This window comes from Synechococcus sp. RC10A2 (assembly GCF_047502605.1).
This window is the reverse complement of sequence record NZ_JANSHP010000047.1, coordinates 1-12,391: the sequence shown is the minus strand read 5'-3', so window position 1 is coordinate 12,391 and position 12,391 is coordinate 1. Positions and strand designations below refer to the sequence as shown.

Here is a 12,391-nt window from a genome sequence, read left to right as displayed (position 1 = left end):
CAAATCCAGAGCGGTGGGGCGTCCCGTTCTTCAAGCTCAGGAAATGTCCTGCTATCGGGCAGGAGTCACTGGGAAGCCTGCACTCTATGCGTCAGCATGGGTGCGGGAGTACGTCACGGAGAAAAGCAGGCCATGATGCGCATTTCTATTCAGCCGGAGAGCGGGATCCCTGGCTCAGTCCAGCTCTTCAACTTGCTCTGTTTTGGCATTGCCTGCGGGCAATTTCCTCCCGGCTGTCGCCTGCCCAGCACCCGTCAGTTGGCCATGCAGACGGGCCTGCATCGCAACACCATCCACAAGGTTTACCACCAACTGGAGGCCATGGGCCTGGTGGAAACTCGCGCCGCCTCCGGCATTTACGTGAGCGGCACTGCTCGCCAGGCGGTTAACCGTTCTCGCGGTCTCAGCAAGAACCTGGATCGATCCAAACAGGCGCTGGAGCAGGTGCGTCAGGGCATCGATCAGCTTCAGCAGCAAGGCTTTTCTCTGGAGCAGGTGCGGGATCTGCTGCTGGCCGAGATCGACTGGCGGCTGCGCTGCAGTGCTCAGGTGCTGGTGTGCGTGCCCCGCCGAGACTTGGGCACAGGACAACTCATGGCTCAACAAATCCAACAGACTTTGGGCATCCGGGTCCAGTTGGTGCTGTTGGAAGACCTGGCCGCCGTGCTGGATCAGATCCATTCCGGCACTGTGGTGACGCTGCACTATTTTCTCAGCGCTGTCGAGGCCATTGCCCAGCCGCGGGGGGCCCGTGTGCTCCCGGTGGAGGTGTCGGATTACGCCCGCGAAATTGCCCTGATCCGCCAATTGCCTTCCCACGCTTGTCTGGGGCTGGTGAGCATCAGCACTGCCCTACTAGAAGTTGCCGAGGTGATCGTCCAAAGCTTGCGAGCAGACCTGCTGGTGCTGACAGCGGTGATTTCCGATACGGAACGGGTGGGATCCCTGATTCGCCGCGCCCACACCCTCATCTGCGACGAGGCCAGCTACTCTACCCTGCGCGCTCTGGTGCGCCAAGCCCGATCCGACCTGATCCGCACGCCCAACCTGGTCTGTGCTTCCCCTCACATCGGAGAAGCAGCCATGGCCAAGCTGCAACAGGAATTGGGCGGGATCCCATGAGCAGCAAGGGCGAGAAAACTCCTTTTGTTGCAAGCAAGCCATTTCGCGGATGACGGGCTGTGCAATGTCGTGCTTAAGTGGAAATACGGTAAAAAACCATCCTGATTTGATTCATCACTAATCAGTCTTTACACGTATGGTGATCCTCGACTACGCCTCCGCCGACCACGACCATGTGGCGGTGACAAAGGAAGGGTTTTGGGAGGCCATCCGCTTTCAGGATTATTTCTACGCTTTTAACCGCAGCTTTGCTCGGCTGCAGGACGCTATCGCCAGTTGCCGCCGCGAGATGGATCGCGGCTCCTTGATCAGCATTGTGGTGGTGCGCCCTCCTAGGTTTGAGGTGTGGTCGCGGGTGGGATCGGAAGTGCCGGTTTTGCCGAAGCAACTGTTGCAGGGGGGTTCTTCTCAGCCAGCGGCACCGTCTCCCTCCCCCCGCAGGCGAGTCTTCTGGCGCTTCTGGGAGCGAGCTGCTGAGGTCTCTAGGGTCGATGCCGAGCTGCCTTCAGCGCGATCCCTCTTCTACCGGGGCGCTCGGCCTTACAACGCTCTACAGGCCTAAGCCGGAGTAGAGTTGCGGCTCGGATTTCCCGCTGAGGGGGCAGGAGGGCTTCAAGTGCAAATTCACGTCCTCCTCTTCCAGCAGTAGGGGCACCCGCTCGGCCACTTCCAGGCCAAATCCCTTCAGGCCGCTGATGTGGCGAGAGGTATTGCTGATCAGGCGCATCTTCCGCACCCCCACATCGCGTAGGATCTGGGCGCCAATGCCGTAATCCCGCAGATCCATCGCTGCTGGCGGCGCAGTTTCAGCTAGCCCCAGATCTTGGCGAGCATAGGACTTGATTTGCTCGATAAGGCTGAGCTCTTGCCGGCGCAGGTACACCAGCACCCCCTGGCCCTGGTGGTCGATCATCTTCAGGGCGGCGGTCAATTGGCGGCGACAGTCGCAGCGCAGGGATCCCAGCGCATCCCCCAGGGGGCATTCCACATGCACCCGCACCAGGACGGGCTTGGCGGCAAATTGGGTCGGATCCCCCTTCACCAGCGCCAGGTGTTCTACCTGGTTAAGGGTGTCGCGGTAGCCGTAGACCTGAAACTGGCCAAACTCCGTCGGCAAAGTGGCGATAGCCCCCCGGTGCACCAGCCGTTCGGTGCGCAGGCGGTACTCGATCAGATGGGCGATGGTGATAATTTTCAAATTGTGCTGACGGGCAAATTCGATCAACTGGGGCAGGCGGGCCATCGAGCCATCCGGGTTTTGGATCTCGCAGATCACCCCTGCCGGGTACAGCCCGGCCAACATGGCCAGATCCACCGCCGCTTCCGTGTGGCCGGCCCGTTTGAGCACCCCGCCCTCCCGCGCCCGCAGCGGAAAGACATGCCCAGGGCGGCGCAGATCTTCCGGTCGGGTATGGGGATGGATGGCCGCCTGGATGGTGCGAGCGCGGTCGGCAGCGGAAATGCCTGTAGAAACCCCTAACTCTGGCCCGGCATCAATGCTGACGGTAAAAGCTGTCTGGTTGCTGTCGGTGTTTTGCCCCACCATCAGCGGGATCTTCAGCTCGTCGAGGCGGGATCCCTGCATGGCCAGACAGATAAGGCCCCGCCCATAGGTGGCCATGAAGTTGATCACCTCTGGCGTGGCAAACTGGGCAGCACAGATCAGATCCCCTTCATTTTCCCGGTTTTCGTCATCGACCACGATGACCATGCGACCACACTTGAGGTCCTCCAGGGCTTCGGGGATGGAGTGAAAGATGGTTTCTGTCTCTGCCGGCAAAGTGGCACTCATGGAAAAGGGGAGGCGAAAAAGGGAGAGGAACCCTCGACGATCTATGCTAGAGCAGGACAAAGGGCAGGAGAGAAGCCGAAACAGACAGCCGCCCTTGACCGCACTGCTACTGGGCTGGCTTCCGCGCAGCGGCAGGCCGCTTGTGCCTTCAACTGCAGGGCAAGGGACAGCCAGGGCTTTGAACTAGTACTTGGGAATGGAGGGATCGTAAGCCTCAGCCCAGGCCAGGATCCCCCCGCGCAGGTTTTTCCCTTGGATCCCGGCTGCTTGCAGAATCTTCAAGGCCTTGGCCGAGCGCACCCCGCTCTTGCAGTGGACGATTAGCTCCGAGCCGTTGAGGAGTTTTCGCACCTGCTCCACCCCATCGCCGTTTTCGATTTGCGGCAACGGGATCAGGTGAGCGCCAGGGATCCGGCCGATCTCCCACTCGTTGGGGTTGCGCACATCGACCAACACAAAGTCTTGGCCAGCATCCATCCGCGCCTTCAGCTCAGCCACGCTGATCTCGGGGATCTCCGCTTGGCTGGCTTGTTCTGTGGCTTGCGGGATCCCACAGAACTGCTCGTAGTCGATGAGCTGGGTGATGGGGGGAGTGGCGGGGTTTTTGCGCAGCTTCAGCTCGCGGAAGCTCATTTTTAGAGCATCGTAAAGCAGCAGCCGCCCGCTCAGGGTCGTGCCGATGCCCAGCAGGATTTTCACCGTCTCGGTGGCCTGGATCAGGCCGATGATGCCGGGCAGGATCCCCAGCACGCCCCCCTCGGCACAGGAGGGAACCAGCCCCGGTGGCGGTGGCTCGGGGTAGAGATCGCGGTAGTTGGGCCCATCCTCGTAGTTGAAAACCGTCGCCTGCCCCTCGAAGCGGAAGATCGAGCCGTAGACATTGGGCTTGCCCGTCAGCACACAGGCATCGTTGACCAGGTAGCGGGTGGGGAAGTTGTCGGTGCCATCCACGATCACGTCGTAGTTGGCAAACAGCTCCAGGGCATTGTGGGCCTTCAGAGCGGTGTTGTAAACGTCCACCTGGCAATAGGGGTTGATCTCCAGGATGCGGTTTTTGGCCGATTCCACCTTGGGCTTGCCCACCCAGGAGGTGCCGTGGATCACCTGCCGCTGCAGGTTCGACACATCCACCACATCGAAATCGACGATGCCGATCCGCCCCACACCGGCTGCCGCCAAATACAGCAACAGGGGCGAGCCCAGCCCGCCGGTGCCAATGCACAGCACCTTGCCCGCTTTCAGCCGCTTCTGCCCTTCCAGGCCCACCTCTGGCAGGATAAGGTGGCGAGAAAAGCGCTCCATCTCCTCGCGGGAGAGGCTGACTTGGCTGGTGTCCAGGTTCAACATGGTCAACGCCCTCCGGCAATAGCAGGAACGATGCTGATGACGGCTTGTTCTCCCACCGGCGTGTTGTCGCCTTGGGCCAACGTGCGCACGTCCTCGTCATTGAGGTAAACGTTGACGAAATTGCGCAACTTGCCGTCTTCTGTGTAGAGGTGGCGCTTTAGCTCGCCATAGCGGGCGATCAGGTTGCTCATCACTTCGCCGACATTGCTGCCCTCGATCTCGACAGCTTCCAGGTTGTCGGTGTAGGGGCGCAGGGGAGAGGGGATCAGAACTTTGGTTGCCATGGGAGTTCGGGGAGAGATCTTGGGTATCTACTGGAGACTTTTGAGGATCCAGAGGATCTGGGCTGACCTATCCGTTTGTCGATCTTGTTGGGGCTGTCTACTGACTTTGAGGATTCAGCTATGTTACAGACAAGGTTCAGCACTAGACTACCGCTTTTTCCGGTGGTACCCATCCCAGCTTTCAAGGATCCCAACTGAACTTAGCCGTGAACTTCAGCCTCAAACAGCGGCAAAGCCCAAACGACTCTAGCTTGCCAAAGCCGGGAGCGGGGGGATGCGAATGTCTTCCAGCATCTGCATCGGCTCCCGTTGGGGCTGCTCCTGCTCATCCAAAACCCAGCTCACCACCTCTTCTGCCTTGCCCTCGCGCACGCTGACGATCACACAGGAAAAGCCCCAAGGAAAAGCATGCTGCCGATCAAACTCGGAGGGAATGGCCGCATGGTTGGGGTGGGAATGATAGGTGCCCAGGATCCCCAGCCCTTTGCGCACCGCGTGGTCGTTGGCCCGCTTGAAATCCGCCGGATCGATCAAAAAGCGGCGGCGGCTGGATTCCCCGTCTGCCAGAGGGTTTTCCGCTTGATCCCAGGTGTTGGTCACCGACCAAAGCTCGTGGATGATCTTGTCGGATCCCCGGATTTCCCCAATTAAAATGCCGCAGCTCTCGTGGGGAAAGGCTTGTTCGCCGTGCTGGCGGATGCTGTGAAGGTGGTCTGCCGAGAGGTAGAGGGCCATGAATCTCGCCTTTGCCGATGGAGTTACCGTTCTTTTATTCTGGCACAAGTTGGCCGGGGATCCCTCAACTTAGCTACAGCGGATGCCATTGGGGCGCAACGGGCAGGCCGTTCCGCAGAGGCCGCCGCTGCTGAAAATGTTCGGCCACCAGTGTGGCGCGGTCAGACCCGTCCATCGAGTGAACCCAGAGGTGGCTCTGGCTTTGGAGGGGTGACGGGGGCATAGTGGGGGCAACCCTGGCACGGCCCTTGGGGATGGACGGCACAGCGCAACCAGGCCGAGTGGGCACTGAAAACACAAGAGGGATCCCCCAGGGGTGGGCCAAATTCGCCGGCCCGTTGACGGCGCAGCAGCACCACTTGCCGTCGCCAATCTTGCAAAAATCGGCTGTAGGCGCGTTCCCGCCAGCGACGCTTGGCCGCATGTTCCGAGACGTAGGCAGTGAGGTTATCCAACATGAAGCAGTCACCCAGAGAGTAAGGCCAACAGGCTGGGGGTCGCGTTGGATCAGCCTAGATCCTCAGGATGGCACACTCTGGTAGGAGAGGGAAAAATTGCAGAAGAATTGCAAACGCTCCCTATCTTACTTGGGATGAAGAACCGCTTTGCCAACCGGAGGGCAGAGCGGCAGCATGGGCAAGGTGATTGGCTTTGAGCCGAAAAACTAGCGGAGCAAGCTGCTGGCTAGTGGGCAGGGGGATAAGCCGCCTATGATGGTATAGTAGAGGCTGGCTCCGACTTATAGCGAAGTGGCAGCGAGCCTACGGGGAAAGAAGTAAGTCGCCAGGGGATCCCTGCAGGCTTGCTTTCGAGGCAGGAGTTGAGGTTGTGATGACGGATGCCTCTGGGTCAGAACGATTGAAGCGAACCAAGGATATTTCTGAGAGTACACCGCCTTCATCTCTTCCGGATCACCTGATCCGGGCTACGGCGGCGGAGGGCAAGATTCGGGTGGTGGGCTTGGTGTCCACCCAGGCAGTCCAGGAAGCGCGGGAGCGGCACAAGCTCTCCTATGTGGCGACAGTGGCGCTGGGGCGGGCTATGAGTGCAGCCCTGTTGCTGGCGGCCAACCTGAAGCGACGCCAGGCGCGGATCAACCTGCAACTGAAGGGAAATGGCCCCTTGGGCGGCATCTACGTAGATGCCGGCATGGACGGCACGGTACGCGGCTATGTGAGCAACCCTGCCATTGAACTTCCTCTCACCCCTGAGAGCAAGTTGGATGTGGGTCAGGCCGTTGGGCGTTACGGCTACCTCCATGTGCTGCGGGACTTGGGCTACGGCCAGCCTTACACCAGTGCTGTGGAACTGGTTTCGGGAGAGGTGGGAGATGATATCAGCTACTACCTCTCCTCCTCGGAGCGGATCCCTTCGGCAGTTCTTTTGGGGGTGAACCTCGATTCCCAGCGGGTGCGCGCCGCCGGTGGAGTGCTGATGCAGCTCATGCCGGGAGCGCCAGCCAGTCTGATCCCGGAGATGGAGGCCCGTTTGGCCAAAGTAGAGGAATTCAGCCCAATGCTGGCCTACGGCGGCGGTTTGCGGGAGCTGTTGCAAATTTGCCTGGGCGACTTGGATCTCAAGATCGCGCCGGAGGTGCGCACCATCCGCTTCTATTGCCAGTGCAATTCCGACCGGGTGAAGGGGGCACTGCGCATGTTGGGGCGGGACGAGCTCATCGACATGATCCGCACCGATAAGGGAGCAGAGGCGGTTTGCCAGTTCTGCAACGAGGTCTACCGCATCTCAGAGGATGAGCTGCGCTCGATTGTGGCGGAGATGTCGGCAAACCCATAGCACCCCGTGATGGCAGAATAATCGCCAGGTACGGGATCCCTGCTCTCCTATGTCCTCTGAGCCTGCTGCCCCTGAGCTCTCGGTTGTCATCCCCTGCAAAAATGAGGCGGACAACCTGGAACATTTGTTCGAGCGCCTGCGCCTAACCTTGGATCCGTTGGGGATCCCCTACGAGATCATCTGTGTCAACGACGGCAGCGAGGACGACACGCTGGAAAAGCTGATCGCTTTCCATCGTCAGGATCCCCGCATCAAGGTGGTGAACCTCTCCCGCGGTTTTGGCAAGGAAATTGCCCTCACCGCCGGCTTGGACTACGCTGCGGGCAGAGCCGTTGTGCCCATCGACGCCGACCTGCAGGATCCCCCGGAGTTGATCCCGGAGATGCTGCAGCAGTGGCGGCAGGGGTATCAGGTGGTGTATGCGGTGCGCCGCAGCCGCCGGGGAGAGAGCTGGCTCAAGCGCTTGACGGCCAACGGGTTTTATTGGGTCATCGACCAGCTCAGCCAGGTGCGGATCCCGCGCAATACCGGGGACTTTCGGCTATTGGATCGGCAGGTGGTGGACGCCATCAGGCAACTGCGGGAGCGCACCCGCTTTATGAAAGGGATCTTTGCCTGGGTGGGCTATCGTCAGGTGGCCATTTTTTACGACCGCGCCCCCCGTTTTCGCGGCAAAAGCCAGTGGAACTACTGGCGGTTGTGGAACCTGGCCATAGAAGGCATTACCTCTTTTAGCTCTTGGCCGTTGCGGGTGTGGAGCTATCTGGGCTTGGGGATTTCCGTGCTGGCTTTGCTGTACGGCCTTTTTCTGATCATCCGCACTTTGCTGTTTGGCTCTGATGTGCCCGGCTACGCCTCTTTGGCGGTGATGACCTTGTTTTTGGGCGGGATCCAGTTGATCAGCCTGGGCGTAATTGGAGAGTATCTGGGCCGCGTTTTTGAAGAGGTGAAAGGCCGGCCACTGTACCTAGTCCAAGGCGCCTTTGGGTTCGAGACCTCAGGACATTCGCCTTCTCCAGGATCCTATCCTGTTTGCAGCTCGGGCTCGCTGCCCACTCAAAAGCCGGGATGAAAAGCTCTTATGCTCTTATTCCCACCTCATTTTTCTGGGTTCTGCGTCCGGCATATTCTTGGTACTCGCGCACAAAGATCTCCTGCATCTCTTTCTGGGAAAGCTGGATTCCTTGGATTTCGGCGCGGGCGATGGCCTTCATCAGCTCAATATAGGCCAGGCCAAGGGAAAGGGTCAGGGTAGCGGCTGTGGTGGATTGGATGATGCCGCCTGCCAGGGATCCCACGCCGGGGATCAGCTTCAGCAGGTTCGAGACAATGGCCCGCCCGGTCACCACTGCGCCCCCAACGCCTGCCAAAGCCGCCATCAAAGAGTAATAAAAAGAAGGGGAAGCTTTGTAGCCGAAGATAAAGCTGATATTGGCAATCATGCCAATCTGAGCAGCCACCAACAGAGGGGCATCGGCAAAAGGAAGGGGGGTTGCCCCAATAAAGGCCGCGCTGGCCACATAGCCCGATACATACTTAAAAGCAGCATCGGCTTTGAGATCTACCCGCAGCAATTGCTGGCGGATAAAGGCAAGGCGAGCCACTTCCGGCAGCAGCTCCAAGGTGCAGCCGATCAGATGCTCCAGCCCGTGGGCGGGGATGGTGAGTTGCCGGTTAATGACCTTGTCCTTAGCCAAAAGAGGAACAATGTAGCGAACAGGGAGATTTTGGCGCTGCAAATACTGGAAAAACTCGCTCTCTTCCGGATTGGGGTATTCCAGGCATTGAGTTAAAACCAAGATGACCGGCACATCTTTGAGTTCCAGTTCCCTCAGCCACCTGCGCTCGGTTTCCTCCAGCCGCTTCAGCTCGTGGTGGATGCAATACCAAACAATGTGAATGTGATGTTCAGGATCCTTGAGGCGCAGCTCGTCGATTAGTTGGGCCACCTCGAGGCGGATCTGAGTATTCTGCTCGCCGGCCAACTCCATGCCAGGCGTATCGTAGATGGTGATCGGGCAACCTTGCTTGGAATATTGGCGAATGTGGCGGGTGACGGGGCTGCCGACGCCGGTGCGGGCCAGCTCATCTTTAAACACCGCGTTGACCAAAGTGCTCTTGCCCACCCCGCTTTTGCCGATCACCAGGACGTTGCAATGGCCCATTTCGGCCTCCGCTTCCAGCAGGCTCTGTTTGAACAGGTGGCGTTTGAACAGGTGGCCGGCCGAATCTTCTAGATCTCCCTGTTGCCCCCGAGCTCGCGCAACCGTTTGATGGGTTAGGCGAATCAGTTTTTCTATCCAGGAGCGGCTTTCCGGCTCCGTTTGAGACATGCTCCATCCCCAAGTACGGGATCAACTGGGCTAACGCTCCCAGTCTAGTGTAAATCGCGAAGGGATGCGACTCCTCCCTGACCGGCCCACCGGTTCTGCTACAACCAGCACTTTATTGAGAGCTGTTCACAAGAAGCGCCGAGTTGGACTATGCTGGGGTGGGGACAGCCCCAAGATCTCCTGGATCGACTCAATTAAGTAGACTGGGTAGATAGCTGTGTCCTCTTTACCTTGGAGAACCTTGCCCTATGTCTGAAACCGCAACCTTGCGCCAGGCCTTCAACAGCGTGCGCAACAACCCTGTCTCCCTCGGCCTGGAGGTGACCCAGCCGATCTGCGAGGGGATGAACGCCCTTCTGGCCAGCTTCCAAGGGTTGTACTTGCAATACCAGAAGCATCACTTCGTAGTGGAGGGCACCGAGTTCTACCCGCTGCACCAGTTATTCAAGGATCACTACGAGCAGGTGAGGGAACATGTTCACGACCTGGGAGAACGCCTTGAAGGTCTAGGGGGTGTGCCGGTAGCCACCTTTGCCACCTTGGCTCGCCTCTGCTGCTTTACCCCTGAGCCGGATGGCGCTTTTGAGGCGCGGCAAATGCTGAAGAACGATCTGGCCGCGGAGCAGGCCATCATTGATCTGCTGCGGCGTCAGGCCGCTCAAGCGGAAAGCCTAGGGGATCGCGCCACCCGCTACCTCTACGAGCAGATCTTGCTGAAGACGGAAGACCGGGCCTTCCACCTCAGCCACTTCCTGGCCAACGACAGCCTGGTGTTTGGCTTGATGGACGGCAGAGCCTAGTCGGGATCCAGGGCAGGCCCGTCAGGTCGGCGAGCCTGCTACCCTCTCTGCGCTGGCTTTTGTTTTTCTTGTAAGCATTGATTGAGAATTACTCTCCCTAGTAGCTTTCCAGGTCTACTCTTATTGATGAGGCGTTGCTTCTGGCCATGAACTTTGTATCTTCTGGGAGCGGCTATTGTTTGCAGATCCCCTTGGGGGAGCGCTGGCGCATTGGGCGGCGGCTGGTGGAGTTGGGGATCCCAGCGGTTTGTACGGGAGAGGGTCATTTGCAGGTGCAGGTGGACACGCCTTTGGCTCTGGTGCAGGTGCGCAGCGTGATCCGCCAATACACGGCGCGGCGGCGGGAGTTATTGGACAGCCTAGAGATATGTTGGCAGCTCAACGCTGGGGGACAAGATGAGCAAGTTGGCTAAGCAAAGGATCCCGTTTGAGGCAGAGGGCCAGTTCCTGGGATTTCTTCCCGATAAGGATGGCAAGCTCAAGTACTTGCGCTGGCAGGCCGGGGCAGAAGTGTTTGCTGGCAAGATCCCCAAGCCGCTGCGTTCTGAGCTCTACCGCAGCCTCAAACCCGGAGATAGGCTTCAGATCGCCGGGGAGCGGGAGGTGGATCCATTCAAGGGGCGAGAGAAATGGGTGCTCTGCCGCGTGGTTCCTGTCCAGGCTTCCCCCAAGGCCGCTCCCGGAGCGGAGGAAGGGAGGAAAGGCGTTGTCTTGGTCTGTCAGAAGTCTGATTGCTGTCGGCGGGGGGCGATGGCGGTGATGCAGGCTCTGCAGGCCCACTTGGCGGCCTACCCGGAGACCATCCGGGTGCAGGGAGTGGGCTGCATGAAAGATTGCAAACGGGGGCCCAACGTGGTGTTCCTGCCCGACAAGGCTCGCTACAGCGGCGTTTCTCCGCAAGGGATCCCGGCTTTGTTGCAGCGGCACTTTCCGCTGGCAGACCCAGTTCCTTCTCCTTGAGCGGCAACGTCGCCTGCTGCTAAGGGATCTAATCCTGGACGCAGACAACCTGCTGGGTTTGGGCAGACCGCTCGGCGGCCTCGGCCACAGCTAGGGCGTGGAGCATCTTCTCCGGATCCACGTAGAGAGGGCTGCCGCAGCGCAGGTGAGCCAGCACCATGCGGGTATCTTGCTCAAACAGGCCGTGGCGAGATCCGGTCTCCAGGGGATGGGCGCTGCCAGGGCGCAACAGGGTCGCCTCTTCGCCGTTGATCAGCAGGCCCCCCCGCTGGCCATGGAACTCCAATAGGCGCTGGGAGCACCACAGGGAGTCCCCTTTGCCATAGGTCAACACCGCCAGCAGCCCACTGGCAAAACTTAGGTGGGCTGTGCAGTAGCAACTGCTGTAGCGGTGGGGCAAGTCTGGACCGTCGTAGCGCAGTTGACAGCTCACCCGCTCTACCTTTCCCAACAAGTCCACCAGGCGGTGGATGCGGGAGACAGCCCCTGTGAGGGGGAAGCCAAACTGGTCGGGCCGATAAGTCCAGCGGTCGGGGGCAGGGTGGGCGGCAGTGAGGGTAATGTAGCGAACGGCAAACAACTTGCCCAGCCCTGCCAGCTCCCGTCTCAGCAACTGGTGAACGCCGCTGAGGAGCTCTATGTGCTCTACGTGCAACAGCAACTGCCGTTCCGCTGCCAATTGCACCAGGGAGCGAGCTTCGGCAACGCTCAGGGCCAGGGGATATTCCACAACGGTGTGGATCCCGGCCTCCAGGGCGGCACGGGCGATGGCCGCATGATCCCGATTGATGGTGCTAACAAACACCAAATCCAGCGGCTGCTCGCAGAACAGGGAAGACCAGTCGGAATAGGCCGCCGCCCCAAACTCGGCGGCAAAAGCAGCACTTCGCTCAGGGGTTCGGCCAGCAACTGCCACAATCTGCACCTGCCCATCTTTGCGCAAGGCTTCTGCCCGTGAGCGAGCTGCATAGCCAGTGCCAATGATCCCCACCCGCAAGGCCTGTTTCCTTCCCCTGCTTGTCTCTTTCTGTAGCATTACACAAAAGGATAGCTTGGTAGCCCCGTACTTGGGTGCGAGGCGGAAAAGCCCTTGAGCCACTTTAGTTGCTTCTTTTAGTACAGAGCTTCTCCAGGAAAACGACCTACTGCGGTGCAAAACCCGCGCGGCAATACAGCCTTTTAATTTAAAATAGGGTACAGGTATTCAAGAGGAAGGAGAGAAAG

13 protein-coding genes and 1 pseudogene are annotated in these 12,391 nt (G+C 59.5%); 7 read left to right on the top strand and 7 right to left on the bottom strand.

Features of this window, described 5'->3' with window-relative positions; translation table 11 throughout:
• The first annotated feature begins 132 nt into the window (after positions 1-132).
• Entirely contained in the window at positions 133-1,122 is a 990-nt protein-coding gene (locus NW848_RS06465) for a GntR family transcriptional regulator (protein WP_041438581.1), read from the top strand.
• A 136-nt stretch (positions 1,123-1,258) separates the two neighbouring features.
• Positions 1,259-1,684 (top strand): hypothetical protein, encoded by a 426-nt coding sequence (locus NW848_RS06460; protein WP_011431268.1) that lies wholly within the window; start codon positions 1,259-1,261, stop codon positions 1,682-1,684.
• Between the two features lie 54 nt (positions 1,685-1,738).
• On the opposite strand, the pseudogene ribB reads toward NW848_RS06460, so the two are convergent.
• The 5 genes and pseudogenes from ribB to NW848_RS06435 all read right to left on the bottom strand — a co-directional run.
• A pseudogene (gene ribB, locus NW848_RS06455) lies at positions 1,739-2,881 on the bottom strand (3,4-dihydroxy-2-butanone-4-phosphate synthase); the annotation flags it as partial.
• Between the two features lie 216 nt (positions 2,882-3,097).
• On the bottom strand, positions 3,098-4,261 hold the full coding sequence (moeB, locus tag NW848_RS06450) for a molybdopterin-synthase adenylyltransferase MoeB (RefSeq protein ID WP_011431266.1): 1,164 nt from the start codon (positions 4,259-4,261) through the stop codon (positions 3,098-3,100).
• 2 nt (positions 4,262-4,263) lie between these two features.
• Complete coding sequence (locus tag NW848_RS06445) at positions 4,264-4,545, bottom strand: MoaD/ThiS family protein (protein ID WP_011431265.1); 282 nt, start codon at positions 4,543-4,545, stop codon at positions 4,264-4,266.
• 246 nt (positions 4,546-4,791) lie between these two features.
• Complete coding sequence (locus tag NW848_RS06440) at positions 4,792-5,280, bottom strand: M67 family metallopeptidase (protein WP_011433657.1); 489 nt, start codon at positions 5,278-5,280, stop codon at positions 4,792-4,794.
• A 161-nt stretch (positions 5,281-5,441) separates the two neighbouring features.
• On the bottom strand, positions 5,442-5,738 hold the full coding sequence (locus NW848_RS06435) for a DUF6464 family protein (protein ID WP_414402838.1): 297 nt from the start codon (positions 5,736-5,738) through the stop codon (positions 5,442-5,444).
• A gap of 373 nt (positions 5,739-6,111) precedes the next feature.
• On the opposite strand from NW848_RS06435, the gene hslO reads away from it, so the two are divergent.
• The gene (gene hslO / locus NW848_RS06430) at positions 6,112-7,074 is read left to right on the top strand and encodes an Hsp33 family molecular chaperone HslO (RefSeq protein ID WP_414510848.1); all 963 of its coding nucleotides are present in this window, start codon (positions 6,112-6,114) and stop codon (positions 7,072-7,074) included.
• Between the two features lie 49 nt (positions 7,075-7,123).
• Positions 7,124-8,146: a glycosyltransferase family 2 protein gene (locus tag NW848_RS06425; RefSeq protein ID WP_011431261.1), complete on the top strand. Its 1,023-nt coding sequence runs from the start codon at positions 7,124-7,126 to the stop codon at positions 8,144-8,146.
• Positions 8,147-8,153: 7 nt separating this feature from the next.
• Here NW848_RS06425 and NW848_RS06420 read toward each other — a convergent pair whose 3' ends face one another.
• Positions 8,154-9,407, bottom strand: coding sequence for a YcjF family protein (locus tag NW848_RS06420; protein WP_011431260.1), 1,254 nt, complete (start codon positions 9,405-9,407; stop codon positions 8,154-8,156).
• Between the two features lie 248 nt (positions 9,408-9,655).
• Between NW848_RS06420 and NW848_RS06415 the strand changes: the two genes are divergently transcribed.
• The 3 genes from NW848_RS06415 (at position 9,656) to NW848_RS06405 (ending at position 11,167) form a co-directional block, all read left to right on the top strand.
• Complete coding sequence (locus NW848_RS06415) at positions 9,656-10,207, top strand: Dps family protein (RefSeq protein ID WP_011431259.1); 552 nt, start codon at positions 9,656-9,658, stop codon at positions 10,205-10,207.
• 146 nt (positions 10,208-10,353) lie between these two features.
• Positions 10,354-10,620, top strand: coding sequence for an Asr1405/Asl0597 family protein (locus NW848_RS06410; protein ID WP_041438578.1), 267 nt, complete (start codon positions 10,354-10,356; stop codon positions 10,618-10,620).
• The gene (locus tag NW848_RS06405; protein ID WP_041438576.1) at positions 10,604-11,167 is read left to right on the top strand and encodes a (2Fe-2S) ferredoxin domain-containing protein; all 564 of its coding nucleotides are present in this window, start codon (positions 10,604-10,606) and stop codon (positions 11,165-11,167) included. Before NW848_RS06410 ends, NW848_RS06405 begins: the two co-directional genes overlap by 17 nt.
• A gap of 28 nt (positions 11,168-11,195) precedes the next feature.
• On the opposite strand, the gene NW848_RS06400 is transcribed toward NW848_RS06405, so the two are convergent.
• Entirely contained in the window at positions 11,196-12,158 is a 963-nt protein-coding gene (locus tag NW848_RS06400) for a Gfo/Idh/MocA family protein (protein ID WP_240527890.1), read from the bottom strand.
• Positions 12,159-12,391 lie beyond the last annotated feature (233 nt).

Coding starts and splice junctions, on each gene's coding strand:
- NW848_RS06465 (WP_041438581.1), top strand. CDS start 133: ATGATGCGCATTTCTATTCAGCCGGAGAGCGGGATCCCTGGCTCAGTC.
- NW848_RS06460 (WP_011431268.1), top strand. CDS start 1,259: ATGGTGATCCTCGACTACGCCTCCGCCGACCACGACCATGTGGCGGTG.
- moeB (WP_011431266.1), bottom strand. CDS start 4,261: ATGTTGAACCTGGACACCAGCCAAGTCAGCCTCTCCCGCGAGGAGATG.
- NW848_RS06445 (WP_011431265.1), bottom strand. CDS start 4,545: ATGGCAACCAAAGTTCTGATCCCCTCTCCCCTGCGCCCCTACACCGAC.
- NW848_RS06440 (WP_011433657.1), bottom strand. CDS start 5,280: ATGGCCCTCTACCTCTCGGCAGACCACCTTCACAGCATCCGCCAGCAC.
- NW848_RS06435 (WP_414402838.1), bottom strand. CDS start 5,738: ATGTTGGATAACCTCACTGCCTACGTCTCGGAACATGCGGCCAAGCGT.
- hslO (WP_414510848.1), top strand. CDS start 6,112: ATGACGGATGCCTCTGGGTCAGAACGATTGAAGCGAACCAAGGATATT.
- NW848_RS06425 (WP_011431261.1), top strand. CDS start 7,124: ATGTCCTCTGAGCCTGCTGCCCCTGAGCTCTCGGTTGTCATCCCCTGC.
- NW848_RS06420 (WP_011431260.1), bottom strand. CDS start 9,407: ATGTCTCAAACGGAGCCGGAAAGCCGCTCCTGGATAGAAAAACTGATT.
- NW848_RS06415 (WP_011431259.1), top strand. CDS start 9,656: ATGTCTGAAACCGCAACCTTGCGCCAGGCCTTCAACAGCGTGCGCAAC.
- NW848_RS06410 (WP_041438578.1), top strand. CDS start 10,354: ATGAACTTTGTATCTTCTGGGAGCGGCTATTGTTTGCAGATCCCCTTG.
- NW848_RS06405 (WP_041438576.1), top strand. CDS start 10,604: ATGAGCAAGTTGGCTAAGCAAAGGATCCCGTTTGAGGCAGAGGGCCAG.